General features: G+C 70.8%; 22 protein-coding genes. 8 read left to right on the forward strand and 14 right to left on the reverse strand.

All coding sequences use genetic code 11. The annotated features are described in order from the left end of the window. Position 1 precedes the first annotated feature (1 nt). A complete protein-coding gene (locus YWY_RS0100545) occupies positions 2-1726 on the reverse strand; it encodes a sensor histidine kinase (protein ID WP_028846024.1) in 1725 nt (574 codons plus the stop codon). Positions 1727-2059: 333 nt separating this feature from the next. Between YWY_RS0100545 and YWY_RS0100550 the strand changes: the two genes are divergently transcribed. From YWY_RS0100550 to cydD, 3 genes are read left to right on the forward strand one after another with little or no spacing between them, the layout of a single operon-like run. Next, positions 2060-3541: a cytochrome ubiquinol oxidase subunit I gene (locus tag YWY_RS0100550; RefSeq protein ID WP_028846025.1), complete on the forward strand. Its 1482-nt coding sequence runs from the start codon at positions 2060-2062 to the stop codon at positions 3539-3541. Between the two features lie 9 nt (positions 3542-3550). Then, positions 3551-4558 carry a cytochrome d ubiquinol oxidase subunit II gene (gene cydB / locus YWY_RS0100555; RefSeq protein ID WP_028846026.1) on the forward strand — a complete coding sequence of 336 codons (1008 nt, stop codon included), beginning with the start codon at positions 3551-3553 and terminating at the stop codon, positions 4556-4558. Beyond that, on the forward strand, positions 4558-7890 hold the full coding sequence (gene cydD / locus YWY_RS19470) for a thiol reductant ABC exporter subunit CydD (RefSeq protein WP_051309513.1): 3333 nt from the start codon (positions 4558-4560) through the stop codon (positions 7888-7890). The genes cydB and cydD overlap by 1 nt, the downstream gene beginning before the upstream one ends. Before the next feature lie 128 nt (positions 7891-8018). Here the strand turns inward: cydD and YWY_RS0100565 are convergent, their stop codons facing one another. Next, positions 8019-8492, reverse strand: coding sequence for a hypothetical protein (locus YWY_RS0100565; RefSeq protein WP_156899035.1), 474 nt, complete (start codon positions 8490-8492; stop codon positions 8019-8021). 528 nt (positions 8493-9020) lie between these two features. On the opposite strand from YWY_RS0100565, the gene YWY_RS24840 reads away from it, so the two are divergent. From YWY_RS24840 to YWY_RS19485, 4 genes are all read left to right on the forward strand, one after another. Further along, positions 9021-9530 (forward strand): MerR family transcriptional regulator, encoded by a 510-nt coding sequence (locus YWY_RS24840; RefSeq protein ID WP_084608747.1) that lies wholly within the window; start codon positions 9021-9023, stop codon positions 9528-9530. Beyond that, a complete protein-coding gene (locus tag YWY_RS19480) occupies positions 9517-10344 on the forward strand; it encodes a DivIVA domain-containing protein (protein ID WP_051309417.1) in 828 nt (275 codons plus the stop codon). Before YWY_RS24840 ends, YWY_RS19480 begins: the two co-directional genes overlap by 14 nt. 220 nt (positions 10345-10564) lie before the next feature. Continuing rightward, positions 10565-11647 (forward strand): GDSL-type esterase/lipase family protein, encoded by a 1083-nt coding sequence (locus tag YWY_RS0100580; protein WP_051309515.1) that lies wholly within the window; start codon positions 10565-10567, stop codon positions 11645-11647. 105 nt (positions 11648-11752) lie between these two features. Beyond that, positions 11753-12133: a hypothetical protein gene (locus YWY_RS19485; RefSeq protein ID WP_051309420.1), complete on the forward strand. Its 381-nt coding sequence runs from the start codon at positions 11753-11755 to the stop codon at positions 12131-12133. Positions 12134-12190: 57 nt separating this feature from the next. Here YWY_RS19485 and YWY_RS0100590 read toward each other — a convergent pair whose 3' ends face one another. After that, positions 12191-12646 carry an Lrp/AsnC family transcriptional regulator gene (locus tag YWY_RS0100590; RefSeq protein WP_028846029.1) on the reverse strand — a complete coding sequence of 152 codons (456 nt, stop codon included), beginning with the start codon at positions 12644-12646 and terminating at the stop codon, positions 12191-12193. After that, the gene (locus YWY_RS0100595) at positions 12643-13794 is read right to left on the reverse strand and encodes a M24 family metallopeptidase (protein ID WP_028846030.1); all 1152 of its coding nucleotides are present in this window, start codon (positions 13792-13794) and stop codon (positions 12643-12645) included. Before YWY_RS0100595 ends, YWY_RS0100590 begins: the two co-directional genes overlap by 4 nt. Positions 13795-13860: 66 nt before the next feature. On the opposite strand from YWY_RS0100595, the gene YWY_RS0100600 reads away from it, so the two are divergent. Continuing rightward, complete coding sequence (locus YWY_RS0100600) at positions 13861-14838, forward strand: 5'-3' exonuclease (protein ID WP_028846031.1); 978 nt, start codon at positions 13861-13863, stop codon at positions 14836-14838. A 410-nt stretch (positions 14839-15248) separates the two neighbouring features. Here YWY_RS0100600 and YWY_RS0100605 read toward each other — a convergent pair whose 3' ends face one another. From YWY_RS0100605 to YWY_RS0100650, 10 genes are all read right to left on the reverse strand, one after another. Then, entirely contained in the window at positions 15249-15653 is a 405-nt protein-coding gene (locus tag YWY_RS0100605; protein ID WP_051309422.1) for a DUF4333 domain-containing protein, read from the reverse strand. A gap of 51 nt (positions 15654-15704) precedes the next feature. Continuing rightward, positions 15705-16913 carry a GNAT family N-acetyltransferase gene (locus YWY_RS0100610; protein WP_028846033.1) on the reverse strand — a complete coding sequence of 403 codons (1209 nt, stop codon included), beginning with the start codon at positions 16911-16913 and terminating at the stop codon, positions 15705-15707. 54 nt (positions 16914-16967) lie between these two features. Then, positions 16968-17570, reverse strand: a complete 603-nt coding sequence (locus YWY_RS0100615; RefSeq protein WP_028846034.1) for a DUF4333 domain-containing protein — start codon at positions 17568-17570, stop codon at positions 16968-16970. Between the two features lie 102 nt (positions 17571-17672). After that, positions 17673-20414 carry a DEAD/DEAH box helicase gene (locus YWY_RS0100620; RefSeq protein WP_169725203.1) on the reverse strand — a complete coding sequence of 914 codons (2742 nt, stop codon included), beginning with the start codon at positions 20412-20414 and terminating at the stop codon, positions 17673-17675. A gap of 671 nt (positions 20415-21085) precedes the next feature. Next, entirely contained in the window at positions 21086-22018 is a 933-nt protein-coding gene (tatC, locus tag YWY_RS19490) for a twin-arginine translocase subunit TatC (protein ID WP_038044210.1), read from the reverse strand. Positions 22019-22043: 25 nt separating this feature from the next. Further along, positions 22044-22343: a Sec-independent protein translocase subunit TatA gene (tatA, locus tag YWY_RS0100630; protein ID WP_028846036.1), complete on the reverse strand. Its 300-nt coding sequence runs from the start codon at positions 22341-22343 to the stop codon at positions 22044-22046. Positions 22344-22355: 12 nt separating this feature from the next. Next, positions 22356-22646: a hypothetical protein gene (locus tag YWY_RS0100635; RefSeq protein ID WP_028846037.1), complete on the reverse strand. Its 291-nt coding sequence runs from the start codon at positions 22644-22646 to the stop codon at positions 22356-22358. Positions 22647-22735: 89 nt separating this feature from the next. After that, positions 22736-23566 (reverse strand): ABC transporter permease, encoded by an 831-nt coding sequence (locus tag YWY_RS0100640; protein WP_084608748.1) that lies wholly within the window; start codon positions 23564-23566, stop codon positions 22736-22738. Further along, on the reverse strand, positions 23563-24531 hold the full coding sequence (locus YWY_RS0100645) for a daunorubicin resistance protein DrrA family ABC transporter ATP-binding protein (RefSeq protein ID WP_028846039.1): 969 nt from the start codon (positions 24529-24531) through the stop codon (positions 23563-23565). Before YWY_RS0100645 ends, YWY_RS0100640 begins: the two co-directional genes overlap by 4 nt. Positions 24532-24667: 136 nt before the next feature. Then, positions 24668-25093 carry a pyridoxamine 5'-phosphate oxidase family protein gene (locus YWY_RS0100650; protein WP_028846040.1) on the reverse strand — a complete coding sequence of 142 codons (426 nt, stop codon included), beginning with the start codon at positions 25091-25093 and terminating at the stop codon, positions 24668-24670. Positions 25094-25166 lie beyond the last annotated feature (73 nt).

Genomic DNA, 25166 nt, shown 5'->3' on the forward strand with positions numbered 1-25166 from the left:
ATCACCGGAGCGGGACGCGCCAGGACACGGTCGTGCCCGCGCCCGGTTCGCTGGTGATCTGCAGCGAGCCACCGCAGTGCGCGGCACGCCGCTGCATGTTGGCCAGCCCGCGGTGGTGCGGCACCTCGGCCATCCCGTCACCGTCGTCGACCACTTCCACCAGCAGCGCATCGTCGGCCGACACGGTCACCGACACGACCGACGCGTTCGCGTGCCGGACGACGTTGGACAGCGCTTCGCGCAGCACCGCCAGGGCGTGCTCGCCGACCTCCTTCGGCACCACCGTCTCGATCGCACCGTGAATGCGCACCGACGGGCTCAGCTCGGTGTCGCCGGTGGTCTCGGTGACCACGTCGAGCACCCGGCGGCGCAGCCCGGGGCGACGCTGATCACCGGAGGTGTGCAGGTCGAAGATGGCGGTACGGATCTCGTTGATGGTCTCGTCGAGCTCGGCGACCAACGCCTCTGCCCTGCTCTGCGCCACCGGGTCGGTGATCCGCGGCAGGATGCTCTGCAGCCGCATCCCGCCCGCGTACAGCCGCTGGATCACGTGGTCGTGCAGGTCGGCGGCGATGCGGTCACGGTCGGCCAGCACGTCGAGCATCCGCTGCTGCCGCTGCTTGTCGGCCAGCTCCATGGCCACCGACGCCTGGTCGGCGAACGAGGCGAGCACCTGCACCTGGTCGCGGCTGAACGTCTCCGCACCCTTCTGCCTGCCCGCCAGCAGCACCCCGTTCGCCTGCGCGGTGTTGTGGATCGCCACCACCGCCGCGGGCCCGGCCAGGCCGGCGGGCAGCGCCAGGTCGTCCGGCAGGTACTTGCCCAGCTCGTCGGTCAGCTGCGGCGCCCCGCTGGCCAGCACCTCGGCCACCACCGGGGTCTTCTTCGGCAGCATGGTGCCCTCGATGCCCTCGGCGTCCTGTCCCGCCGCGGCACGGACCACCAGCGAGTCGACGTCCGCCGGGTCCTCGAGCAGGACCGCCACGCAGCATGCCGAGGCCAAATCCAGCACCAGGCGGCAGATCGAGGTCAGCGACTCGTTCTCCGACGCCCCGCCGAGCAGCTGAGCGTTCACCCGTGCACTGGCGCTGAGCCAGCGCGCCTGGTCCCGCGCCTGCGCGAACAGCCGGGCGTTCTCGATCGCCACGCCCGCGGCGGACGCCAGCGCTTGGATGATCGCCTCGTCGTCGTCGGTGAACTCCGACCCGCCGCGCTTCTCGGTCAGATAGAGGTTGCCGAAGACCTCGTCACGGACCCGGATCGGCACCCCGAGGAAGCTGTACATCGGCGGATGCCCGGGCGGGAAGCCGACCGAAGCGGGATGCTTGGTCAGGTCCTTCAGCCGCATCGGCTTGGGGTCCTTGATCAGCAGCCCCACCAGGCCGTGGCCCTCCGGCGGGTTGCCCAGCTGTTCCCGCTCCTGCTGGGTGATGCCCTCGAAGACGAACTCCGACAGGCCGTTGCCGTCCGGGTTGAGCACGCCGAGCGCGCCGTAGCGGGCATCCACCAGCTCGGTGGCGACGCGCACGATACGCTGCAGCGTCGCGTCCAGGTCCAGCCCGGTGCCGATCGCCACGACCGCGTCGAGCAGCGACTTCAGCGCGTCGCGGGTGTGCATGATCTCGTGCAGCCGGTCGGCGACCTCGCGCATGAGCTCGTCCAGCCGGAGCTCCTTCGGCACGACACTGCCCGAAGGCGATACGTCCGGTTGAACGTCCTCGTTCATCGCGCCCCGCCTTCACTCGCACGACCCCGCATCCCAAGGGTGGCACCCCGGGCCGCGGCCAGCAACGGCGGAGTCGCCCGAGCGTGACGGAAGCAACGTTTCCGCTGCTCCGGCGCGGATTCCCGGCCAGGTGTCCCTACCGCGCGGTGACTTGTGGACCTGCCGAAGTCGATCACCGCGCACCTACGTTCGCGATGTGACCACCACGAGCGTGCCGCCCGCCGACCGATCCGACGCGGCGGTTGCGTTCACCCTTCCCGCGCGTGGTCGCCGGGCAGCCGGGGACCCGGCTGCCCGCCCGGCCGCGCGGGACGGACACCTGGAGGGACTGGAGTGGACGTACTCAATCTCGCGCGGTGGCAGTTCGGCATCACCACGGTCTACCACTTCTTGATGGTGCCGCTGACGATCGGCCTGTCGCTGCTCGTCGCGGGCATGCAGACCGCATGGGTGCGCACCGGCGACGACAAGTACCTGAGGATGACGAAGTTCTGGGGCAAGCTGCTCCTGATCAACTTCGCCATGGGCGTGGTGACGGGCATCGTCCAGGAGTTCCAGTTCGGCATGAACTGGAACGAGTACTCCCGCTTCGTCGGGGACGTGTTCGGCGCCCCGCTGGCGATGGAGGGCTTGCTGGCCTTCTTCGTCGAGTCGACCTTCCTCGGCCTGTGGATCTTCGGCTGGGACCGGCTGTCGAAGCGGGTGCACCTGGCGTGCGCATGGGCCTTCTCGCTGGCCACGATGGTGTCGGCGTACTTCATCCTGGCCGCCAACTCGTGGATGCAGCATCCGGTCGGCGTGCGCTTCGTCGACGGCAAGCCGCAGATGACCTCGATCGGGGACGTGCTGACCAACCCGACCGTGCTGGCGGCCTTCCCGCACACCATCGCCGGGGCGTTCGCCGTCGCCGGCGCGTTCCTGGTCGGCATCGCGGTGTGGTGGCTGTGGCGGCGGCGCGACACCGACGACGAGCACCGGCCGGTGTGGCGGGCCTCGCTCAAGCTCGGTGCGTGGGTGGGAGCCGTCTCGTTCGTGGCGCTGCTGGTCAGCGGCGACGCGCAGGCCAAGCTGATGTTCGAACAGCAGCCGATGAAGATGGCCGCCGCGGAAGCGCTGTGCGCCACCGAGGAGCCCGCCGGGTTCTCGGTGTTCGCGGTCGGTGAGCTGACCGGGCAGGACTGCACGCAGGTGAAGAGCCTGACCGTGCCCGCGCTGCTGTCGTTCCTGGCCAACGGCGACCTGACCAGCGAGGTCAAGGGCGTCAACGACCTGGTCGCGGAATACCAGGAGCGCTACGGCGAGTACTACCCGGACGACCCGGCGCTCGGTGAGCTGGCCGGAAAGCCCATCGACTACGTGCCGAACCTGCCGGTCACCTACTGGAGCTTCCGGCTGATGATCGGGCTGGGCGCGATCTCAGCCGGGGTGGGGTTGCTCGCCCTGTGGCTGACCAGGGGCGGGCGGCTGCCGCGGTCGCGCTGGCTCGTCCGGGCGGCGCTGTGGAGCATCGCGCTGCCGTTCGCGGCCAACAGCTTCGGCTGGATCTTCACCGAGATGGGCCGCCAGCCGTTCGTGGTCGTGCCCAACCCGGTCGGCATCGACGGGATGTGGATGTTCACCGCGCAAGCTGTCTCCCGGCTCAGCGCAGGCGAGGTGTGGGCGTCGCTGATCACGCTGACCGCGGTGTACGGGGTGCTGGCGGTGGTGGAGATCTACCTGCTGCGCAAGTACGTCCGCGGCGGCGTGGAAGGCGCCATGCCACCGCGCAGAGCAGACCAAGCCGACGACGACAACGTCCTGTCGTTCGCCTACTAGGAGGCTGCCATGGACCTGGCCACCTTGTGGTTCGTCATCATCGCCGTGCTGTGGCTCGGCTACCTGTTTCTCGAGGGCTTCGACTTCGGCGTCGGCATGCTGCTGCGGGTGCTCGGCCGCACCGAGCCGGAACGGCGGGTGCTGATCAACACCATCGGCCCGGTGTGGGACGGCAACGAGGTGTGGCTGCTGGTCGCGGGCGGCGCCACGTTCGCCGCCTTCCCCGGCTGGTACGCGTCGCTGTTCTCCACCGCCTACGTGCCGCTGCTGATCTTCCTGCTGGCGCTCATCGGCCGCGGCGTGATGTTCGAGTACCGCGGCAAGGTCGACTCGGACCGGTGGCGCAACGTGTGGGACTGGATCCTCGTCGTCTGCTCCTGGGTCGCCACGATCGGGGTCGGCGCGGTGCTGGTGACCAACGTGTTCGGGTTGCCGATCGACGAGGCGGGCAACCGGGTCGGCGGCCCGCTGGCGATGCTCGACTGGTACTCGGTGCTCGGCGGGCTCGCGGTGGCCGGCTACGCGCTGGTGCACGGCGCGGTGTTCATCGCGCTGAAGACCGAGGGCGACATCCGCGCACGGGCCCGGCGGCTGGCCTTGCGGGCCGGACCGATCGCCGTGGTGCCGCTGGTGGCGCTGCTGGTGCTGGTCGGCCTGCGGGAGAACACCACGTTCGGGTGGATCGCGGTGGCGATCGTGCTGGCCGCCGCGGTGATCGCGTGGCTGCGGCTGGCCGCATGGCAGGAAGGCCAGGCGTTCGCGCTGCTCGGCCTGGCCGTGGTCGGCACCGTGATGACGTTGTTCGCCGCACTGCACCCCTACGTGGTGCCCTCCACCGTGGACCCGGCGTTCTCGCTGACCATCGCTGATGCGGCAAGCAGCCCGTACACGCTGGAAGTGATGAGCTGGGTGGCGCTTTTCGGCACCCCGGCGGTGCTGATCTACCAGGGCTGGACCTACTGGGTGTTCCGGCAGCGCATCGCCGTGCACCACATGCCCCCGGTGAAGGTGCCGTGATGCTGCAGCGTGCAACCGCCTCGCGAGCGCGGCCCGGCCGCGGCCCGCTCGGCCCGTTGCCCGCGTTGTCCAGGACGGCCCGCCGCGCGCTGGCCGTCCTGGCCGCGCTTGCGCTGATCTCCGCCTGCCTGCTGGTCGCACAGGGCTTTCTGCTCGCCGACGTCCTGGCGAAGATCGTGCAGGGCGAGGCGGTGGCCGCCCGCCAGTGGTGGCTGCTGATCGGGGTCACCGCAGGCCGGGCCGTGGTCGCATGGGCACACCGGACGGTGGCCGCGCGCGCGGCCGCGGGCACCAAACAGCAGCTGCGCGAGGCCGTCGTGCGGCGCGCGGTCGAACTCGGCCCGGAGTGGATCGCCGGGCGTGGCACCGGGCAACTGGCCGTCGTCGCCGCACGCGGGCTCGACGCGCTGGACAAGTACTTCACCGAGTACCTGCCTGCGCTGGTCACCGCCGCCGTCGTCCCGGTCGTCGTCGGCGGTGCGGTGCTGCTGGCCGACTGGCCGTCGGCGGTCATCCTGATACTGACCGTCCCCCTGCTGCCGCTGTTCGGGGCGCTGGTCGGCATGCACACCGCCGACCGCACCAAGGCGTCGATGGACGCCACCGAGCGGCAGTCCGGCCAGTTGCGGGAGCTGATCCGCGCCTTGCCGGTGCTGACCGCGTTCGGTCAGGCCGGCGCGCAGCGGACGGCGGTCGGCAGGCTCGGCGAGCGGCACCGCCGCGCCAGCATGACCACGCTCCGGCTGGCATTCTCCTCGTCGTTCGTGCTGGAGCTGGCCGCCATGCTGTCGGTGGCATTGATCGCGGTCACCATCGGCGTCCGCCTGGTCGGCGGCAGCATGGACCTGGCCGTGGGGCTGGCCGTGCTCATCGTCGCGCCGGAGTGCTATCAGCCGTTGCGCGCCGTGGGGGCGGCGTTCCACGCCAGCGCGGACGGGACCGAAGCCGTGCGCCGGGTCGTCGACGTGCTCGCCCAGCAACCGGCCATGGCCGGCCGTCGTGCGCACACCCCGGTGGCGGACCCTGGCGCGGTGATCGAGGTCCGCGGTCTGCGCGTCCGCCGTCGCGGCGGATTCCGCCCCGACGGTGCCTCGTTTCTCGCTTTGCCCGGGCAGATCACCTGGCTGACCGAGCCGAGTGGCGGCGGGAAGTCCACCACGTTCGCGGTGCTGCTGGGGTTCGTCCCGCCTTCGGCCGGCTCGGTGACCGTCGACGGACGTCCACTGCGCGAGCTGGATCCCGCGCACTGGCGGCGCATGGTGGCCTGGGTGCCGCAGTTCCCGGTGTTCACCGAGGAGACCGTGCGGGCCGAGCTGGCTACCGCGGCCGAAGACCTCGATCGGCAGCCGTCGGCGGACGACGTCGAGCACATGGCCACCGCGCTCGGATGCCTCGATCTGCTGGATCGCGACCCGGGCACCCTGTCGCTCGGGCAGCGGCAACGCGTGGCTGTCGCCCGCGCCCTGCTCCGGGTGCGCTGCGGCGCGCGGGTGTTGCTGCTCGACGAGCCGACCGCTCATCTCGACGAGGCGAACGCCGCGCGGGTGATGGCTCGGATTCGCGCCGCCGCCGAGGACGGCGCGACCGTGCTGATCGCGGCGCACGAGGCGGCCAGGGACGACTCGCGGGCGCCTGCCCGGACGACCGTGCCGGGCCGCCGTGACGAGCTGGAAGACGCTGCACCGCACTCCGGCCGGCTGCTGCCGTGGCGGGACATCCTGCATCGCAAACTGCTGACCGGGACGATGTTCGGCGCGCTGGCGCTGCTGTCGGCGATCGCATTGACCGCGGTGTCCGCTTGGCTCATCGCCAAGGCCGCGCAGCAGCCACCGATCCTCACGTTGACCGTGGCCATCGTCGGGGTGCGCACCTTCGGGCTGGCCAGGGCCGCGCTGCGCTACGTCGAACGTCTCGCCGTGCACGATGCCGCGTTCCAGGTCGCCAACCGGCTGCGGCAGCGCCTCTGGGCCGCCCTGGTGCGCATCGGCCCGGCGCGCGCGGCGCAGCTACGGTCGGCTGGCTCGGGTGAGGGTGCCGTTGTCGACGACGTCGATCACGTCCGTGACCTGCTCCCCCGGGTCGTCACGCCGCCTGCCGTGGTGGCCACGGTGATCGCGACGGCCGTCGTCGTCGAAGCGTTCATGCTGCCCGAGGCCGGCGCGGTGCTGGCTGTGCTCGCCACCGCGGGTGCCGTGCTGGCCGTGCTCGCCCAGTGGTATGCCGATCGCCGGGCGACGATGCTGCAGTCGGACACCCAGCGCGACGTGCATCGGCGCGTGCTCGCCCTGCTCGAAGGTGCCGCCGAGCTGATGGCGTTCGGCCGCCTGCGCAGGCACCAAGCCGCGCTCACCGCTGCCGACCACCGGCTGACCCGGCTGGCTCGCCGTGCCGCACTCGCCGACGGGCTGGCCTCCGCCGTGATCACCGCGGCGAGCGGCTTGGCGTCGGTGTGGGCCACCTGGCTCGCGGCGGACGCGGTGGCCGCCGGGCAGCTCGACCCGCTGCTCGCGGTGCCGATCGCGCTCGTGCCGTTGACGTTGGCCGAAGCGTTGGCCCTCCTGCCCCCGGTTGCCGTGCACGCCCCGGTGCTCGACAGCGCTCGCCGGCGGCTGGCGGAGCTGTTCGACGAGCAGCCGCCCGGCAGCTCCGCGGTGCGCCGCACCGACGACGGCACCATCGAACTGCGGTCGGTGACTCTCCGGTGGCCGGGTGCGGCCGAGCCCGCCCTGCGTGACGTCCGGCTGCGCATCGAGCCGGGGACGCACGTGGCGATCGTCGGTCCGTCGGGTGCGGGCAAGTCCACGTTGCTCGCCGCGCTCGCCGGGCTGCTGCCGGGCGAGGGCGGCACGGCGGCGCTGCCCGGATCGGTGGCGTTGGCACCGCAGGATCCGCAGCTGATCTCGGCATCGGTCGCGGAGAACCTGCGCCTGGGCGACCCCGCCGCGGACGAGGACCAGCTCGTGTCCGCGCTGCGCACCGCCCGGCTGCCCGAGCTCGCCGACCGGCTGGATCTCGTCCTGGGCAGCGCGGGCGCAGGATTGTCCGGCGGCCAGGCCCGGCGGCTGGCGATCGCTCGTGCTCTGCTCGCCGCGCTCCGCCCCGGCGGGCCACGGGTGGTGCTCCTGGACGAGCCCACCGCCCACCTCGACCGGCCGACGGCGACTGCCCTGTTCGACAACCTGCGCACGCTGCTGGCCGGCCACACGGTCGTCCACGTGACCCATCGGCCCGAGGAAGCCGCGCACGCGGACGTGGTGCTGGAGGTGCGCGACGGCCGCGTCGGGCCCGCTGCGAGCCCCGTGGCGAGGCGATCCGAACCGGCGACCGCCTGATCGCCACGAGACACCCACCGGGCTCACCTCGGCCTCGCCCGCCGGGCACCTGGCCGGCGAGCGCAACTGCGACGGCCCGCCCCGTGCCCGGGGTGCGCGTCACGCCGTGGGGCGGCGATCCCGCCCGGTCACGAGGCGTTCGCCGCCTCCGGCGCGGCGGTGATCTCACGTGGCACCGTCTTGCCGTCGATGACGGTCGCCGCTGTGGGCTCCGGCGTCGTCACGTCGTCGTACAAGCGGCGGCGCTTGGTGTCCTTGGCGGGCGCCTTGCCCTCCGCGATCTCGCGCAGGTCGCTGACCGCCGGGGCCAGCAGCAAGCCCGCCGTGGTCAGGCACCCCCGTGCCGCCCGCAGATCGCGCACCAGCTCTTCGCCCACGTCGGGGTGCCCGGCCCTGGTCACCGCGGCCGGAGACCGCTCGGCCAGCACGTCGATCAGTCCGGTCAGGGCGGTGGCGATCTGCTGAACGCCTTCGGCGATGGCGTGGAGGCGGTCGATGTCGGTGGTGTGGGTCAGCTCCTTCGTCGCGCGTCCGATCGCGCGGTGCACGTGATGCATGACGTCGCCAGAAATCTCCGATGTCGGTGACGCAACGGTGCTCACGTCGTCAACTCCCCCAGACCCCGCCCTGACACCGGCGTCGCGCTGGTGCACCGGCGCCGGTCCCGCGCTCTCCGGCTGGGGCGTCACCACGATCAGGATCGTCGGGCATCACGGTAGGCCGGACGCTGCCGACGCCCTGCTGCGTGAATCCACCGCGTGGATCCGTCCGCATCACCATCGGCGATCCTCCTTGCTTCTCCGTGAGGCAGCCGCAGGGCACGGCTGCTCAACCATTCAACATCGACTCAAGCTTTTTTGTTCCCGACGCTGTAAGTCTTGTGGAGTGCGCCACCACGATTTGGCGCGCTCCGGGGCGCGCAAGCACGGGAGAACACGGCAAAGCAGACACTTCCGGCGCGCTTCGGCGGCTCCGTCATCCCATCGCCCATCGATCCCACCGCCGGCGGCCACAAGGAGAGTGGCCCGATGACTGACAGATTTCTACAGTCGATACTATAGAAATATGTCAAGGATGAGCGACAATTGGCTGCAGCGCGGAGCCGTAGGTTCGCACGGAAGGGACGCAGGGTGTCTGAGCTCAACAAGCTCGACGATCCGGACTATCCGGCCTTCACGATCGGTCAGGCCGCCGAACTGCTGAGCGTGCAGCAGGCCTTCCTGCGCAGCTTGGACACCGCCGACGTGGTCTCCCCGCACCGGTCACCCGGCGGCCACCGGCGCTACTCGCGCCGTCAGCTGGAGCTGGTCTCCCGGCTACGCGAGCAGCTGGACAACGGGCACACCCTGTCCGCCGCGTCGCACATCCTGGACCTGGAGAACGAGCTGGCGGCGGCGCGCGCGGACCTGAAGCAGACCCAGGAGCGCCTGCGCGCCGCGGAAGAGGAGATCGCCCAGCTGCGCGCCCAGCTCGCCGACGCCACCGGCGCGCCGGCCGAGCAGACCACCCAGGCCGAGCAAGCCGAGCAGACGAAGACTCCCGGCGAGCACGCACGCGGCGAGGCTGCCGCCGGTGACCACGCATCCCAGCACGGGCCCGACGACGCGAACAAGGAGGATGACGGCAGTGACGACGCCTGAGGCGAACACCGAGGTTGTGCCGTTGAAGACGGACTTCGACGTGGTGTGGCGTGGTTACGACCGCGAGCAGGTGCAGCATTACGTGGCGGCGGTGGAGCAGGAGCTGCGCATGCTCACCATGGACCGGGACGCCGCGCTGGCCAAGGCGGACTCACTGGCGGACCGGCTGACCGAGGCCCAGTCGGAGATCCGCGCGCTGCAGGAGAAGGTCGACCGGATCGCGCGCGAGCCGATCTCCCCCGACGCGCTCACCGAGCGCATGCGCCGCATGGTGGAACTGGCCCAGGAGGAGGCCAAGGAGATCACCGAACGCGCCCAGGCGGCGGCGCAGCAGGGCTGGGACACCGCACGGTCGGCCGAGGAGCTGATGCAACGCGCCCGCAAGCGGGCCCACGAGCTGGTCACCGAAGCCGAACAGCGGCGCCGGGAGCTCGACGAGCAGGCGGCCGAGCTGCGCAGGCAGATGGACGAGGACTTCCGCATCGCGCTGAACAAGCGGCGCAGCGAAGCCGTGCGCCAGATCGCCGAGGAGAAGGCGGCCGCGAAGGCGGAAGCCGAGCGCCTGGTGCAGGAGGCGACCGAGCAGAGCCGTCGCATGGTGGCCGAGGCCGAGCGCCGGGTCGCCGAGCTGGAGCGGCACCGGGCGCAGATCAGCTCGATGCTGGGCGAGACGATGCGTCTGCTCGACCAGGCCGACACGATGCTGCGACCACAGCAGGACGAGGTCGAGATCCGCGACGTCGACGCGGCCGACGTGCACGTTCCGACCATGCGTGAGGAAGGCACGGTGGAAGAGAGCGTCGCAGCCGCCTGACCGACGTCGGCGGCCATTCCGCCGTGTGGCCGCCCATCGGGATGCGTCCAGTTCCGTCCTCCGCCGTGACGTCCTCGCCGCAACGATTCCTCCGGTGACCGGCCGCCCTGCGTCGCTGTTCGTGGTCACCGTTCGCGGAACCGGCCGTGCCGTCGGCCCGGTGGCGGCCGGTCCCACGCCGACGGATCGCCGGCGAGTGCATCCGCGTAGGATTTCGGCAATGCCCGCAACGCTCGCGCCCCGTCGTCGCCGCGTTCGCTGGTGGCACGTCGCCGCAGCCCTCGGCGTCCTCGCCGGTGTGCTGGCCGCGATCGCCTTCCTGCCTGGCGAGGAACCCGCTCAGCGCAAGCGCCAGGGCCCGCCGGGGACCGGACCGCTGACCGTCGTCAGCATCGGTGACAGCACGCTGTCCGGTGAAGGCACCGGCACCTACACCCCGGAGACCGACGGCCGGGGCGGCAACTGGTGCCACCGCTCCCCCGATGCGGTCATCCACCACGTCGACCTTCCCGGCGTCCGCCGCAAGATCAACCTGGCCTGTTCGGGAGCCACCACCGAACTGGTCCGCCTCGGCACGGCACGCCGGTACACCGAAGGGTCCCAGGCCGCCCAGCTTCGCCGGATCGCCAAGACGCACCGGGTGACCGCGGTCGTCGTGGCGGTGGGTGCCAACGACGACCCTCGGTTCTCCGCACGACTGACCGACTGCGCCAAGGCGTACTGGGGCCCCACGCCGTGCACGGAGGCCATGCGGCGCGACTGGCCGCAGATCATCGAGCGCATGGTGCCCAAAGTGGTCCGGGCACTGCAGGACATCCGCACCGCACTGGCCGACGCGGGCTACCGCCGCGGCGACTACCAGCTGGTGCTGCTGTCGTATGCCTCCCCGGTCAGCCCGGACATTCCCGAATCGTTGCGCTCGTTGAACGGATGCCCGTTCCGCAAGAGCGATCTGGAGTGGATTCGTTCGACCGGCGTCAGGGAGCTGAGCGAAGGCATGCGGCGCGCCGCCGACGAGGCGGGGGCCCGGTTTCTCGACCTGTCCAGGGCCGGCGAGGGACACGAAGCCTGCACCGGTGGCGACGACCCGTCCAGCGAATGGTTCACCCGGCTCACCGTGCGCTGGGACGACCTGCGGGACGAAGTGCGCGCCAGCCACGCCGCCCAGGAGTCCTTCCACGCCAACAAGGAAGGTCACCGGCAGATCGGCCGCTGCGTGAGCGAGTTCCTGGCCATGCCGGAACCGCGCGCGGCCTGCCTGCCGGGCGACGACGGCGACCTGCACGCCGCGCCGACCGAGTGAGCTAGGCTCCCCCGCGAAAGGCAAAGCCGGCTCCAGGGCACGTCACGAACCACGCGGTGGTCCGTCCCTGTGCCAGCCGCAGCCGCCGAGAGCCCGGAGCCCGCCATGGACATCACCCGCCGCCCAGGCCCGATCGACGACCTGTCCCGGCTGCACCACCAGCTTCGGCTGCTGGTTCCGGTACTGACCGTCGTCGAGCACCACCCGGACATCGACGTGCTGCTCGGCCAGCTCGCCGACACGGTGGCGGGTGTGGAAGCGTTGCTGGCCGCCGCCGAGCCGATGGCGCTGCAGTCGGTGCGCGCCGGGCTGGCGCACGCCAAGGCGGCCGAGCACAACGAGGCACGCAGCGCGTTCCTCGCCGCGTTCCACCGGCTGAGCATCCTGCTGCAAACCGGCAATCCGCGGCGGCGGTCGGCCGTCGACGAGCCCACCAAGCGGTGGCGGCCGGTGCTGGGCCCGGGCGGCGACGACGCCGGGCGGTAGCGCGCTGATTGCGACCGGGCCGTACCGCGCTCGATTGCGACCGGGCGGTAGGGCGCGCTAGATGGCGACCGGGCGTCCTTCGAACGGCGTGGACAGCACCACCGTGGTGCGCGTCGACACCTTGGCCGCCTCCCGGATCCGCCGCAGCAGGTCCTCCAGGCCTGCAGGCGATGCGACCCGGACCAGCAACACGTAGGACTCGTCGCCGGCCACCGAGTAGCAGGCCTCGATCTCCCTGATGTGCTCCAGGCGCTGCGGGTAGTCGTCCGGTGCCGCAGGGTCGTTCGGGGTCAGGGAGATCAACGCGGTCAGCGGCAGGCCCACCTGCTCGCCGTCCACCCGCGCGGTGTAGCCGGTGATCACCCCGCGCTGCTCCAGCCTGCGCACCCGCTGGTGCACCGCGGACACCGACAGCCCGACCCGCTCGGCGAGATCGGTGAAGCTGCACCGTCCGTTGGCGTTGAGTTCCCGGACGATGGCCCGGTCGATGGGTTCCAGCGGCGATGCGGTCACGGCTCGACCACCAGCAGGTCGTGCGGACGGCGGTTGAGCGGTTCCACCCCGTCCTCGGTCACCACCACAATGTCCTCGATCCGGGCGCCCCACCGGCCACTGTGGTAGATGCCCGGTTCCACGCTGAACGCCATGCCCGGTTCGAGCTCGAGATCGTTGTCACTTTGAATGTAGGGCTCCTCGTGCACGTCCAGTCCGATTCCGTGCCCGGTGCGGTGGATGAACTGATCCCCGAACCCGGCCTCGGTGATCGGCCGCCTGGCCGCCGCGTCGACCTGCGCCGCCGTCACCCCTGGCCGCACGGCCGCCACCGCGGCTTCCTGCGCCGCCTGCAACACCGCATACGTCTCACGCACGTCGGGCTCGGCGGGTTCACCGAGGCTGTAGGTGCGGGTGCTGTCGGAGTTGTATCCGTTCGGCAGCGGGCCGCCGATGTCGACCACGACGACATCGCCTTCCTGCAGGACACGGGACGAGACGTCGTGGTGCGGGCTCGCCCCGTTCGGGCCGGACCCGACGATGACGAAATCCGCGGCCAGGTGCCCTTCCGCGACGATGAGCTGCTCGATGTCCTTGCCCACCTCGGCCTCGGTCCGCCCGGCCCGCAGCAACTCGGGCACCTGGGCGTGCACGCGGTCGATCGCCTCCCCGGCCGCACGCAGCGCGGCGATCTCCTCGGCGTCCTTGCGCATCCGCAGCTGACGCAGGATCGGCCCGGCCAGCACCTGGTCGGCGGGGACACGGCTGCGCAGCCCCAGCACGTGCAGCGCGATCATCGCGTCGCTCACCGCGACCCGGCCGGGCTTGCCACCACGTTCCACCAGCCGTGCGACGACGTGGTACGGGTCTTCCCCGTCCACCCACGTCACCAGCTCGACACCCAGCTCGTCCAACGGCACGTCGTGGTAGCCGGGGGCCTCCAGCTTGGGCAGCACCAGCGCCGCCGGGGCGTCGCCCGCGGGCACCACCAGGGTGGTCAGCCGCTCGAACGAGCCACCCGCCTGGCCGAGCAGGTACTTCAAGTCCGATCCCGGCGAGACCAGCAAAGCGTCGGTGCCCGCGTCCGCCGCGGCCACCCGCGCCTTGTCCAGGCGGGCGCGCAGCGTCGCCGGGGCAGGAGCCGGAGTGTGGAGTGAGCGCCTCGACATGCTTTGAAGCGTACTTCGCGAGCACACCCCCGGCCGAGTGCACCGATGGTGTGGCAGGCTCGCACCATGAGCGCTCCGATCGCCCTGCTGGACGCGGCAGGCTTGTACTTCCGGGCCTTCTACGCACTGCCCGAGTCCCTGCGGGCACCGGACGGCACGCCCGTCAACGCGGTACGCGGCTTCCTGGACACCGTCGCCCGCATCGTCACCGACCGACGGCCGTCCCGCCTGGTGGCGTGCCTGGACGCGGACTGGCGTCCGCAGTTCCGGGTCGACCTGCTGCCCAGCTACAAGGCGCACCGGGTGGCCGAGCAGCCGGACCCGGTGCTGCTGGCGGCCGGGCTGGGGCAGGCCACCGAGGAAGTGCCGGACACGCTCAGCCCGCAGATCCCGATCATCATCGACCTGATGCACGCGTTCGGCCTGTGCGTGGCGGAAGCGGACGGGTTCGAAGCGGACGACGTGATCGGCACGCTGACGGCGCGGGAGACGGCCGACCCGGTGGAGGTCGTCACCGGGGACCGGGACCTGTTCCAGCTCGTCCGCGACGAACCCACCCCGGCGCGGGTGATCTACGTGGGCAAAGGGTGGGCGAAAGCGGAAGTCCTCGGCCCGGCCGAGATCGCCGAACGCTACGGCCTGCCCGCCGACCGTGCCGGGGACGGCTACGCGGAGATGGCCATGCTGCGCGGCGACCCCTCCGACGGCCTGCCCGGCGTCGCCGGTATCGGCGAGAAGACCGCAGCCAAGCTGATCACCCAGTTCGGCTCGCTGGACGCCCTGGTACGCGCCGCGCACGACGACGACCCGGCGGTACCGAAACGAGCCAAGACCAGCATCGTCGCGGCGGCGGACTATCTGGCGGCCGTACCGAAGGTGGTACGGGTGGTCACCGACGCCCCGGTGGAGACGTCGGGACCGGACGCCGTGCCTTCCGCCCCGGCCGACCCGGACCGCATCGCCGAGCTGTCGGAGAAGTGGAACCTTGGCCAGTCGACCTCCCGGCTGCTGGCGGCACTCGAGAAGCACGCCGCCGGCACGTGACCGGGCCGGCGGCGTGCCGGCCGTGACAGGTCCGCCGACCAATCGTCACCCCGCCCGTCGCCCCGGGTAGCGGGTTCGCCGCCGGTCCACGCGCCGAGGCCGGGATCCCCATCGGCACGTCGAGGCACGTCCCGATCCGCACCGAAGCCCGCCCGGCACCGGACTCGAGGCGCATCCTGGTCCGCACCGAACTCGAGGCGCTTGTCACCGCGTGCCGAAGCCGACCTCGGGCCCGAAAACCTCGAGGCGCGCGTCACCAGCCCGCCTCCGCGTCTCGGCCCCGCCGCCCGCTACGCGCCGGATTGCCCGTCGTCCCGAACACCACAAGCTCGATCCACGGTGTCCGACCGCGGATGCGGAGGCTGGTCCTTCGCCGCCGAGCTCCCCGTCAGCGTCGCTCGCGCACGGCGTCACTGCGGAGCGCCGACCCGATAGTCACCCTCGTCGCTGGTCACCGTGATCGGCACCTGCTTCTTCTCCCCCGCGATCGTCGCCGTGCAGTGGAACTTCAGGCCCACCTCCACCGGCTTCCCCGGCGGGCAGATCACCGTGCCGAGATCGTCGATCTGGTGGTACTCGGTCAGGATCTGGTGCACCGCGTCCTGCATCGCCGCGTGGTCGAACTCGCGCGGGGCGGGCTCGTAGGACGTGACCGGCGCCGGCGGTTCCGGATTCGACGTGCTGGGCGGGCTCGCACTCGGCTGCGGGGCAGGATCCGGATGCGACCCCGGATCCTGCCGCTGCTCACATCCCGCCGCGAGCGTGGCGGCGACCAGCACAGCCAGTCCAGCACCGCACGTGACCCCGATCTTCACCAGCGCTCCTTCCGTGGTCTGCGCGTGGGCAGACTACTGCAAAAGGAGTACTCAGAAGAACGTTCCGCACCACGGGACCTGCTCGGCGGCGAACACCGCGTCCGCAGCCGCCAGCGCCGCAGGATCGGCGACGCTGATCCGCCCGGCCCGCGCCAGGGCGGAAGCCCGCCAGGCTCCCAGGTACAGCATCGCCAGCACCTCGGCGTCCATTGTCAGGCCGGCAGGCGCATCGGTGCGCTCGACACCGTCGGCGGACACCGCGTACCGGCCGCTGTTCTGCGGCAGCACGGTGTCGACGACCTCGATCACCACGCCGGTGCCCGGCTGGTAAGCACGTGCCCGGAGGGCGGACTCCACGTCGATCAGCCGCAGCCACACCTCGTCACCGATGTGCTGGGTGGTGCACGCCCGGGAGTCCACCAGCATCGGTTCGATCGGCTCGTCCAGCGGACGCGCCCACGCCTTGATCTTGTCCACCAAGTCCACGCCGATCAGGAACTGCCACAGCGCCCGGTAGGCCTCGTCCGACCCGGTCACCATGTCCAGCAGGTGCAGCACCGCATCGCCGTCCTCCGGCCACGGGTTGTTGACGCGGTAGGCGGCGAAGCCTTCCACGCCGTCCAGGCCGCGGTACACGGCCACGCGCGCCACCTGCTGCGGCTGCTCGTTCAGTACTTCTTCCCAGATCGCCCACAGGTACGACGGGCGGGTGATCATGCCGACGCGGGACCCTTCGAACCGGGCGTAGACCTCCGGCAGGATCGTCACGGCGTCGGCCAGGTCGTACAGGTCGACCCGGCCGTCGGTGACCCGATTGCGCACCTTGGCCCGTTTGCGATCCAGGATCACGGTGCGCTCCTGAGTGGCCACACCGTACCCGTGGCGACCGTAGATGACCGCCTCGCTGGCGTGCAGCGCGGCCATCGTCATTCCGCGTTCGCCCGCCTCGGCCAGCTGACGGCGGATCAGCTCGGTGGCGATGCCGCGGCGTGTCCGGTCCGCGCGCACGCCCACCGCGGCAACCGCGGCGATCGGCACCTGCTTCCCACCGGGAACCACCAAGGCCGAATCGACCGACCGCGCGATGCCGATGACGTCGTCACCTTCGAACGCCGCCAGCAGCCTGTTCGGCTGGTACGCCCGCGACACCCGCTCCCACCGATCGTCGCCGATCGGCGGCTCGTGCATGGTGCCGCGGAACATGGCGTTGGCGGCGCGGTGTTCCGATTCCTGCGCAATCCTGATCTGGTAGTCGGTCACCAGCGCATGATTGCGGAACGACCGACGCCGCAGCCACCGAATTACGCTCCGGGCCTACTGCGGGCTGTCCACCCGGTACACCGGGGGATCCGCGTCGGCGTCGGTGACCGTGATCGGGATCTTCTTCTCCTGGCCGTCGACCGTCGCCGTGCAGGTGAACGAGTGGTCCTGCTCGACCTTCTGCCCGCCCGGGCAGTTCACGTTCTGCACGTTCTCGATCTTGTACTCCTCGCGCAGGATCTTCACCACGCCTTGCTCGACCGCGGCCGAGTCGAAGGTCTTGGAGACGAAGAAGCCCGGCATCCAGAATCCCAGGACGCCCACCGCGCCCAGCGCGACCACCACGACCGCGATCGTCACCCACAGCCAGGTCTTGGACTTCTTCTCCTCGGGCTGCTGGTAGCCGCCGCCGGGGTACTGGCCACCGTAGACCTGCCCGGGCTGCTGCCACTGCTGCTCGTACGGCTGCTGCTGGTAAGCAGGCGGCTGTTGCTGCGGCAGCGGCCCGCTCGGCGGGTACTGCTGCGGTTGCGGGCCGCTCGGCGGGTACTGCTGTCCCCACCCGCCACTCTGCTGTCCGGGGTGACCACCCTGCGGGTGACCCCCAGGCTGCTGACCCCACTGCTGTGGGCCGTTGCCTCCATAGGGCGTGCTCATCGTGCCTCCAGTCGGACCGCATTCTGCGCAGGATCAAACCACATGACCTCTCCGAGCGACGAACCGGCGGTGTTCACCTTGTCGGACCCGTGATCTTTCCCGCTACACGCTTCCCGCCGCGACCACACCCCGCCGCAGCGACCGAGCGGCTTCCGCCGCCGTCCTGCCTACCGGGTGCTCCCCGCCCAGCACGTCGCTCAGCTGCTCGAGCAGGTCGATCACCTGGCGGCACCAGCGCACGAAATCGCCCGCGGACAGCTCCTGGCCGTTGATCTCGGCGGCGCTCATCACGCTTTCCAGGCTCTCGCCGCGCGCCCACCGGTACACCGGCCAGGCGAACCCGGGATCCGGCTCGCGGGTGCGCTCCAGCTTGTGCCGCCGTTCGTCGTCGACCAGTTCGGTCCACACCCTGGCGGTCTCCCGCCACGCGGGCACCACCACCGCCGGGATCCGCGGCTCGCCTGCGCTGTCCCGGCGGGATTCGAACACCACCGACGAGGCCACCGCCGCCAGTTCCGGGGGGCCGAGATCCGCCCACACCCCGTGCCGCAGGCACTCGGCGACCAGCAGGTCGGATTCCCCGTAGATGCGGGCCAACCGCCTGCCGTGCTCGGTCACCCGCTCGCCCTCGTCGGTCAGATAGCCGCGCTCGGTCAGCAGGCGCCGGATCCGGTCGAACGCCCTGGCCAACGAGTGGGTGGTGGCCGCCACCCGCTGCCGCAGCTTCTCGTTCTCCGCGGCCAGCCGCTCGTAGCGCTCCACCCAGCGCAGCCGTTGCTCCCGGTCGGCCAGGCCGTGCACCGGGTGCGCCCGCAGCGCCCGCCGCAGGCCGGCCAGCTCGGGATCCGAGTTGACGTCGACCTTCCGTCGCTTCCGCCCACCCGGCGGGGTGATCCCGGTTTCCCGCAGTGCCGAGGCGATGTCGCGGCGGACCTTGGGCGAGCGCACCGCGACGTGCTTGGGCAGCCGCAGCTTGCCGAGTGGTTCCACCGGCCCGGCGAAGTCCGTCACCGCCAGCGTGCCCGCCCACCGGTCCTCGGTCACCACCAGTGGCCGGGGGTCCCGTACCGGGTCCAGGCCGGGGTCGATCACCACCGCGAGCCCCGCCCGCCTGCCCGTCGGCACCGCGATCACGTCGCCCTTGCGGAGCTTGGTGAGCGACGCGACGGTGTCCTGACGGCGGGCCGCGCTGTTCTGCCTGGCCAGTTCCTTCTCCCTGGCGGAGATCTTCCGCCGCAGCTCGGCGTAGCCGACCAGCTGCTCGAATTCGTCCTTGTCCCCTGCCGCTTCGGCGTAGCCGCGCAGGGCCTCGTTGTTGCGTTCGATCGTGCGGGCCAGCCCCACCACCGATCGATCGGCCTGGAACTGGGCGAACGACTGCTCGAGCAGCTCGCGGGCCTGCTTGGCGCCCAGGTGGTCGACCAGGTTGACGGCCATGTTGTAGCCGGGCCGGAACGACGACTTCAGCGGGTAGGTGCGGGTGGAAGCCAGGCCGGCGACCTGCTTCGGGTCCAGGCCGGGCTGCCACACCACCACGCCGTGGCCCTCCACGTCGATGCCCCTGCGGCCTGCCCGCCCGGTCAGCTGGGTGTACTCGCCGGGGGTCAGGTCCACGTGTGCCTCGCCGTTGAACTTCACCAGGCGCTCGAGCACGACCGTCCGGGCGGGCATGTTGATACCCAGCGCCAAGGTCTCGGTGGCGAACACCACCTTGATCAAGCCCCGCACGAACAGGTCCTCGACGGTTTCCTTGAACGCGGGCAGCAGCCCGGCGTGATGGGCGGCGACGCCACGCTCCAAGGCCTCGCGCCATTCCCAGAAACCGAGCACGTGCAGGTCGGACTCGGGCAGATCGGCCGCGCGGCGGTCGATGATCTGCCTGGCCTCCATCCGCTCGTCGTCGGTGTTGAGCCGCACCCCGGCCCGCACACACTGCTGGACGGCCTCGTCGCATCCGGCACGGGAGAAGATGAACACGATCGCGGGCAGCAGTCCGGCACGATCCAAGCGCTCCAGTACCTCCACCCGCGACGGGGGCCGGAAGCGCGGCGGCCTGCGGTAGGACCGCTTGCGTCCGCGCGGTGCGCGGAAGTGGCCGGCGGCGTATTGCCTGCCGACCTCGTCGGTGCGCCGCAGCAGGGACGGGTTGATCCGCGGCCGTTCGCCGCGGCCGTCGTCGGCGAACAGGTCGTACAGCTTGCCACCGACCATCATGTGCTGCCACAGCGGGACCGGCCGGTTCTCGTCGACCACCACGGTGGTGTCACCGCGCACGGTGACCAGCCATTCGCCGAACTCCTCGGCGTTGCTCACCGTGGCGGACAGGCCGACGATGCGCACGTGCTCGGGCAGGTGCAGGATGACCTCCTCCCACACCGCGCCGCGGAACCGGTCGGCCAGGTAGTGGATCTCGTCCAGTACCACGTAGCCCAGGTCCTGCAGCGTGGACGAGCCCGCGTAGAGCATGTTGCGCAGCACCTCGGTGGTCATCACGACCACCTGGGCGTTGCCGTTGATCGCCGTGTCGCCGGTCAGCAGACCCACCGCCTCGGGCCCGTAGCGCTTGACCAGGTCGGTGTACTTCTGGTTGGACAGCGCCTTGATCGGCGTGGTGTAGAAGCACTTGCGCCCTTCGGCCATGGCCATGTGCACGGCGAACTCGCCGACCACCGTCTTGCCCGCGCCGGTCGGGGCGCAGACCAGCACGCCGTGACCGTCCTCCAGCGCGCGGCATCCCTGCAACTGGAACTCGTCGAACTCGAACGCCATGTCCGCGGCGAAAGCGGTGAGCTGCGGGTAGCGGGCCCGTTCCTTCGCCGCGCGGTACCGCTCGGCCGGTGTCATCGTCCGGGTCATCGGGCTGTCTGCCACACTGCCAGGGTTTCACACCAGCTTGCGCCATGCAGGAACACCCGCCACCTGGAACGCGCCATAGCCCAGTCACCGGCGTCGTCGCAGGCGTGTCGCGCCGTGCTGCCGCAGCCTGCTGCCTTCGCGCAGCGAAGTCTTGGTGGGCCGAGCCGTGCGCATCCTGCGCTCCGACACCGTGAGCCGGCTCCTGACCGGCCGGACGTGACCGGATGGGCACACGAGGGCGGGCGGAGCTGTTCGCGCATGACGAGGAACCGTGGCGCGTTGTTCAGTACCGCTGCGCGGCTGTCCGGAGCCGCTCGGGTCGCTTGGGGCCGGTTCGCCCAGCACCCGGCTGACGGCGCCTGTTGGCCAGGTCTCCCCCGCGAACAACGCTCGACCGCGCCGCCCGGCCCGGCAAGGTCCGCACCTCGAGAAGCAGTCATGGCGACCGGGTCAGATCACACCCCTCGGCCTGCAACCAGTCACGCCCCTCGCCAGCGGCCGAGCCAGGTCACGACCCTCGGCCGAGTCGGGTCGTGACCCTGCAGGCGGGTCGAGCCACGTCACCCCGCGCCAGGTCCGGTCACATCCTCACCCTGCTTACCGGGTCAGGTCATGGCCCTGTGCGCCGTGTCGGGCCGCATTCTCACCCTGTGCCCGGGTCAGGTCACGTCCTCACCCTGCGGCCCGCTGGGGGTGTACTCGAACGGGGCGGCTTCGTCGTCCGGCACGTCGTCCCAGCCCAGTTCCTTGCGCTTCTTGGCGCGCTTGCGGTCGTGCAGCCGGGCGACCTGGATCGCCGCCTCGAACAGCAACGTCAGCGCCAGCGCCAGCGCCAACATGGAGAACGGGTCCGCCGGGGTGACGATCGCGGCGAAGACGAACAACGCCATGATCAGGCCGCGCCGCCACCGGCTGAGCTGCTCGTAGCTGAGCACACCCGCGCGGTTGAGCATGATGATCAGCAGCGGGATCTCGAAGCTCACCCCGAAGATCACCAGCAGGGTGATGATGAACGAGATGTAGTCGTCACCGGTGAGCGCGGTGGCGAAGTTGTCACCGCCGAAGCCGACCAGCATCCGCAACGCGACCGGCACCAGGATGTAGGCCAGCGCCGCGCCGATCACGAACAACACGGTGGCGATGCTGACGAACGCCCTGCCGTACTTGCGCTCCCGCTCGTACAGCCCGGGCGCCACGAACGCCCAGAACTGGTACAGCCAGACCGGGGACAGCAGGACCGCGCCCGCCGCGATGCCGACCTTGAGCCGGATCATGAACACTTCGAACGGCTTGGTTTGCAGCAGCCGGCATTCCCCGTCGCCTGCGAAGTCCGCCAGCATGGAATCCGGCAGCGCGCAGTACGGACCGCGGATCAGCTCACCCAGCGACGGAATCGGCCCGACCGGCTGTTCGAACCAGATGAAGCCGAGGATGCCGCCCGCCACGATGGCCAGCAACGCGTACGACAACCGCCGACGGAACTCGTAGATGTGCTGGACCAACGTCATGGTCCCGTCCGGGTTGTGCTTGCGGCTGCGCAACCTGCGCAGCTCCCGCCTGCGTTCCCGGCGCGACTTGGTCGACTCGGCCACGACGCCTCGTTCTCTCCCCGTGGCGTCAGCCCGCGTTCTTCTGCTGCTGCTTCAGCTCGTCGAGCTGGCGCTGCAGTTCGGCCACCTTCTCCTCGGTCGATTGCACGCCGGCGGCCGGCGCCTGCGCCGACGGGAGCGCCTTGGCCGCGGGCTGCTCACCCGGAGTGGTGTCGTCGGCCTCGCCCCGCATGTCCTTGGTCTCCGCCTTGAGGATCTTCAGCGAACGACCAACCGCACGCGCCGCGTCCGGCAGCTTCTTCGCACCGAACAGCAGCACCAACACGGCCACCAGGATGAGCAGGTGCCAAGGCGACAGCGAACCCATCTGGGCCTCCCTTCACGGCATATGCCTGTCAGCAACCAGTCTACGGTCCGCGGCGGTGGTGTCACGAACCGCAGCAGCGTCGTCCGCCGCGTGCTCCGCCCGCGCGCCCACTCGCCTCCTGGCGGCCACCGCCAAGGCGGCCCGGCGGGCCCGCAGCATGCCGAGCTCGCTGCGCAGCACCTCCCGGGTGGCATTGCCCAGCGCCGTGAAGTGCCGCAGCGCACGACGGAGGCGTAACGCTACCAGGACGAGCACCACCACACCCGCGACCACGAGCCCGGCACTGACCCAGTAGTACGTCACGCCGCTACCGTAGCGGCACGGCGGAACGACCGGGTGATCACCCGGCCGCCGCCCGGCGAATCGTTACCGGATCTGCCGCTGCTCGTTGCCTAGGCGAGCCGCCGCTTGAACGCCCACACCGACAGCGGCGCGAACACCACCAGGAAGCCGAGCGCCCAGACGATCGACCACATCAGCGGATCGGCGACCGGGCCGCCGAGCATCAGGCCGCGCACCGCGTCGGAGATGACGCTGACCGGGTTGATGTCGACGAATGCCTTCAGCCATCCGGGCAGCGTCGCCGCCGGCACGAACACGTTGCTCACCATGGTCAACGGGAACATCGCGGTGAACCCGAAGATCTGCACCCGCTCCGGGTCCTTGGCGACGATCCCGACCAGCACCGACACCCAGGAGAAGCACAGGGCGAACCCCAGCAGCAGGGCGATCGCGGCGAGCAGGCCGCCCACGGTGCCGGTGAGGCTGAAGCCGAGCACGAACCCGATCACCAGCACCAGGAAGATCGACCACGCCTGCTTGACCTGATCGGCCAGGATGCGGCCGGCCAGCGGCGCCCACCGGGCGATCGGCAGCGACTGCAGCCGGTCGAACACGCCCTTGGTGATGTCGGTGTTCAGGCCCTGGCCCACGTACAGGGTCACGAACAGCATGTTCATCACCAACATGCCGGGCAGCATGAACTGCAGGTACGCCTGCCAGTCGCCCATGATCGCGCCACCGAACATGAACGTGAACAGCAGCACGAACATGATCGGCTGGAAACTGAAGTCGCCCAGCTCCCACGGGTTGTGCCGGACCTGCACGACGCTGCGCCAGGCCAGCGTGAGCGACTGCCGGACACCCTCCGCGGGAGTGACCCGGACGGCCAGCTCCGGCTCCCGCTGCGGCGCGCCTGCCGCTTCCGTCGTCGTCGCGGTCATGCCGGCACCTCCTCGGACTCGGCGGCCTGCGCTTCCTCGGCGGGCCGCCCGGTCAACGCCAGGAACACCTCGTCCAGGCTGGAACTGCGCAGTTGCAACTCGGCCAGCACCACTCCGGCGTCGTCGAACCGGCGGACGGCGGCAGGCAGCACGGACGGCTCGGTCACCTGCGCGGTGACCAGCGATCCCTGCACGTCCGGCTGCGCACCGGTGAGCTCGGCGACCACCCGCTGCACCACCGGCAGGTCGCTGTCCAGCGCCGGCCGCACCGCCAGGGTCTGTGCACCGGTCTTGGCCTTCAGCTCGTCCGGGGTGCCGTTGGCGATCACCCGGCCGTGGTCGATCACCGCGATCTCGTCGGCCAGCGCATCCGCCTCGTCCAGGTACTGCGTGGTGAGCAGGATCGTCACCCCGCCGGCCACCAGCTCACGCAGCAGGTCCCACAACTCCAGCCGGGCGCGGGGGTCCAGGCCGGTGGTCGGCTCGTCCAGGTAGAGGATCCGCGGCCGCCCCACCAGGCTGGCCGCCAGGTCCAGCCTGCGCCGCATGCCGCCGGAGTACGTCTTCGCCGCCCGGCCTGCCGCCTCGCTCAGCCTGAAATCGGCCAGCAGCTGCTTCGCCCTGGCCTTCGCCTCGCGCCTCGGCATGCCGAGCAGCCTGCCGATGAGCAGCAAGTTCTCCATGCCGGTGAGCGTTTCGTCCACCGAGGCGTACTGCCCGGTCAGGCCGATCAGCTGGCGCACCTGGTGCGCCTGCGTGGCCACGTCGTACCCGCCGACCGTGGCCTTTCCCTCGTCCATCCGCAGCAGCGTGGCCAGGATGCGCACCGCCGTGGTCTTGCCTGCACCGTTCGGCCCCAGCAGGCCGAAGACCGATCCAGTGCGCACGGCGAGGTCGACCCCGTTCAGCGCTGTCGTCTCGCCGAAACGCTTGACCAAGCCTTCGGCCCATATCGCGTGCTCCACTGCGGTACTCCAGTCAAATCGGATGATGTGCTCGAACAGGATGCCGGACACCACCGACACTCCGCCTCCGGTTTTCTCCGTGCCCGGCATCCCGTCACGCTAGAACTTCGAGTTGACTCGAAGTCAAGGCGGCGTCTCACGCCATGGTCAGGTCCGCCGACAGCCACCGCTGTGGCCGGAGGTGGATGACCAGCTGCCGCCCGAAGTCGCGACGCGCCATCGCTACGTACTCTTCGACCGCGCCTGCGGGAAGGTAACGGGTGGCCAGTTCGCGGTGCGCGGCTTCGTCGGCCTCCTGCACCGCGGCGGCCGGCCCCTCCACCGACACGTAGCGCACCCGCGGATGCACCGTGTCGACCATCAGCGAGAACCGCCCGGCCGCCGTGATCAGCTTCGCCTTCCGCGACTCGGCCGGAGTGAGAATCCACGGGTTCTCCCCCGGCCGGTACTGGTACCAGATCGGTACGGTCAGCGGCGCCCTGCCCGGCCCGGCGTCCACCGACAATGCTGCGACATGCGGCTCGGCCAGGAACGCCTCGCGTTCTTCCCGTGTCAGAGGCATGCCGCAACCCTATGGCCGGGCACCGACACTTCCAGCGCGTTCACCACGACGCCGGTACGCGTTCGCCGCGAGA

This window comes from Thermocrispum agreste DSM 44070, assembly GCF_000427905.1.
GTDB classification, from domain to species: Bacteria; Actinomycetota; Actinomycetes; order Mycobacteriales; family Pseudonocardiaceae; genus Thermocrispum; species Thermocrispum agreste.

What these genes read in the sequence shown, in the direction of transcription:
- YWY_RS0100600 (WP_028846031.1), top strand. Translation starts at nt 13,861, where the DNA reads ATGAGCGCTCCGATCGCCCTGCTGGACGCGGCAGGCTTGTACTTCCGG.
- cydB (WP_028846026.1), top strand. Translation starts at nt 3,551, where the DNA reads ATGGACCTGGCCACCTTGTGGTTCGTCATCATCGCCGTGCTGTGGCTC.
- cydD (WP_051309513.1), top strand. Translation starts at nt 4,558, where the DNA reads ATGCTGCAGCGTGCAACCGCCTCGCGAGCGCGGCCCGGCCGCGGCCCG.
- YWY_RS0100595 (WP_028846030.1), bottom strand. Translation starts at nt 13,794, where the DNA reads ATGTCGAGGCGCTCACTCCACACTCCGGCTCCTGCCCCGGCGACGCTG.
- YWY_RS0100580 (WP_051309515.1), top strand. Translation starts at nt 10,565, where the DNA reads ATGCCCGCAACGCTCGCGCCCCGTCGTCGCCGCGTTCGCTGGTGGCAC.
- YWY_RS0100615 (WP_028846034.1), bottom strand. Translation starts at nt 17,570, where the DNA reads ATGAGCACGCCCTATGGAGGCAACGGCCCACAGCAGTGGGGTCAGCAG.
- YWY_RS0100640 (WP_084608748.1), bottom strand. Translation starts at nt 23,566, where the DNA reads ATGACCGCGACGACGACGGAAGCGGCAGGCGCGCCGCAGCGGGAGCCG.
- YWY_RS0100650 (WP_028846040.1), bottom strand. Translation starts at nt 25,093, where the DNA reads ATGCCTCTGACACGGGAAGAACGCGAGGCGTTCCTGGCCGAGCCGCAT.
- YWY_RS19485 (WP_051309420.1), top strand. Translation starts at nt 11,753, where the DNA reads ATGGACATCACCCGCCGCCCAGGCCCGATCGACGACCTGTCCCGGCTG.
- YWY_RS0100545 (WP_028846024.1), bottom strand. Translation starts at nt 1,726, where the DNA reads ATGAACGAGGACGTTCAACCGGACGTATCGCCTTCGGGCAGTGTCGTG.
- YWY_RS0100620 (WP_169725203.1), bottom strand. Translation starts at nt 20,414, where the DNA reads ATGACACCGGCCGAGCGGTACCGCGCGGCGAAGGAACGGGCCCGCTAC.
- tatA (WP_028846036.1), bottom strand. Translation starts at nt 22,343, where the DNA reads ATGGGTTCGCTGTCGCCTTGGCACCTGCTCATCCTGGTGGCCGTGTTG.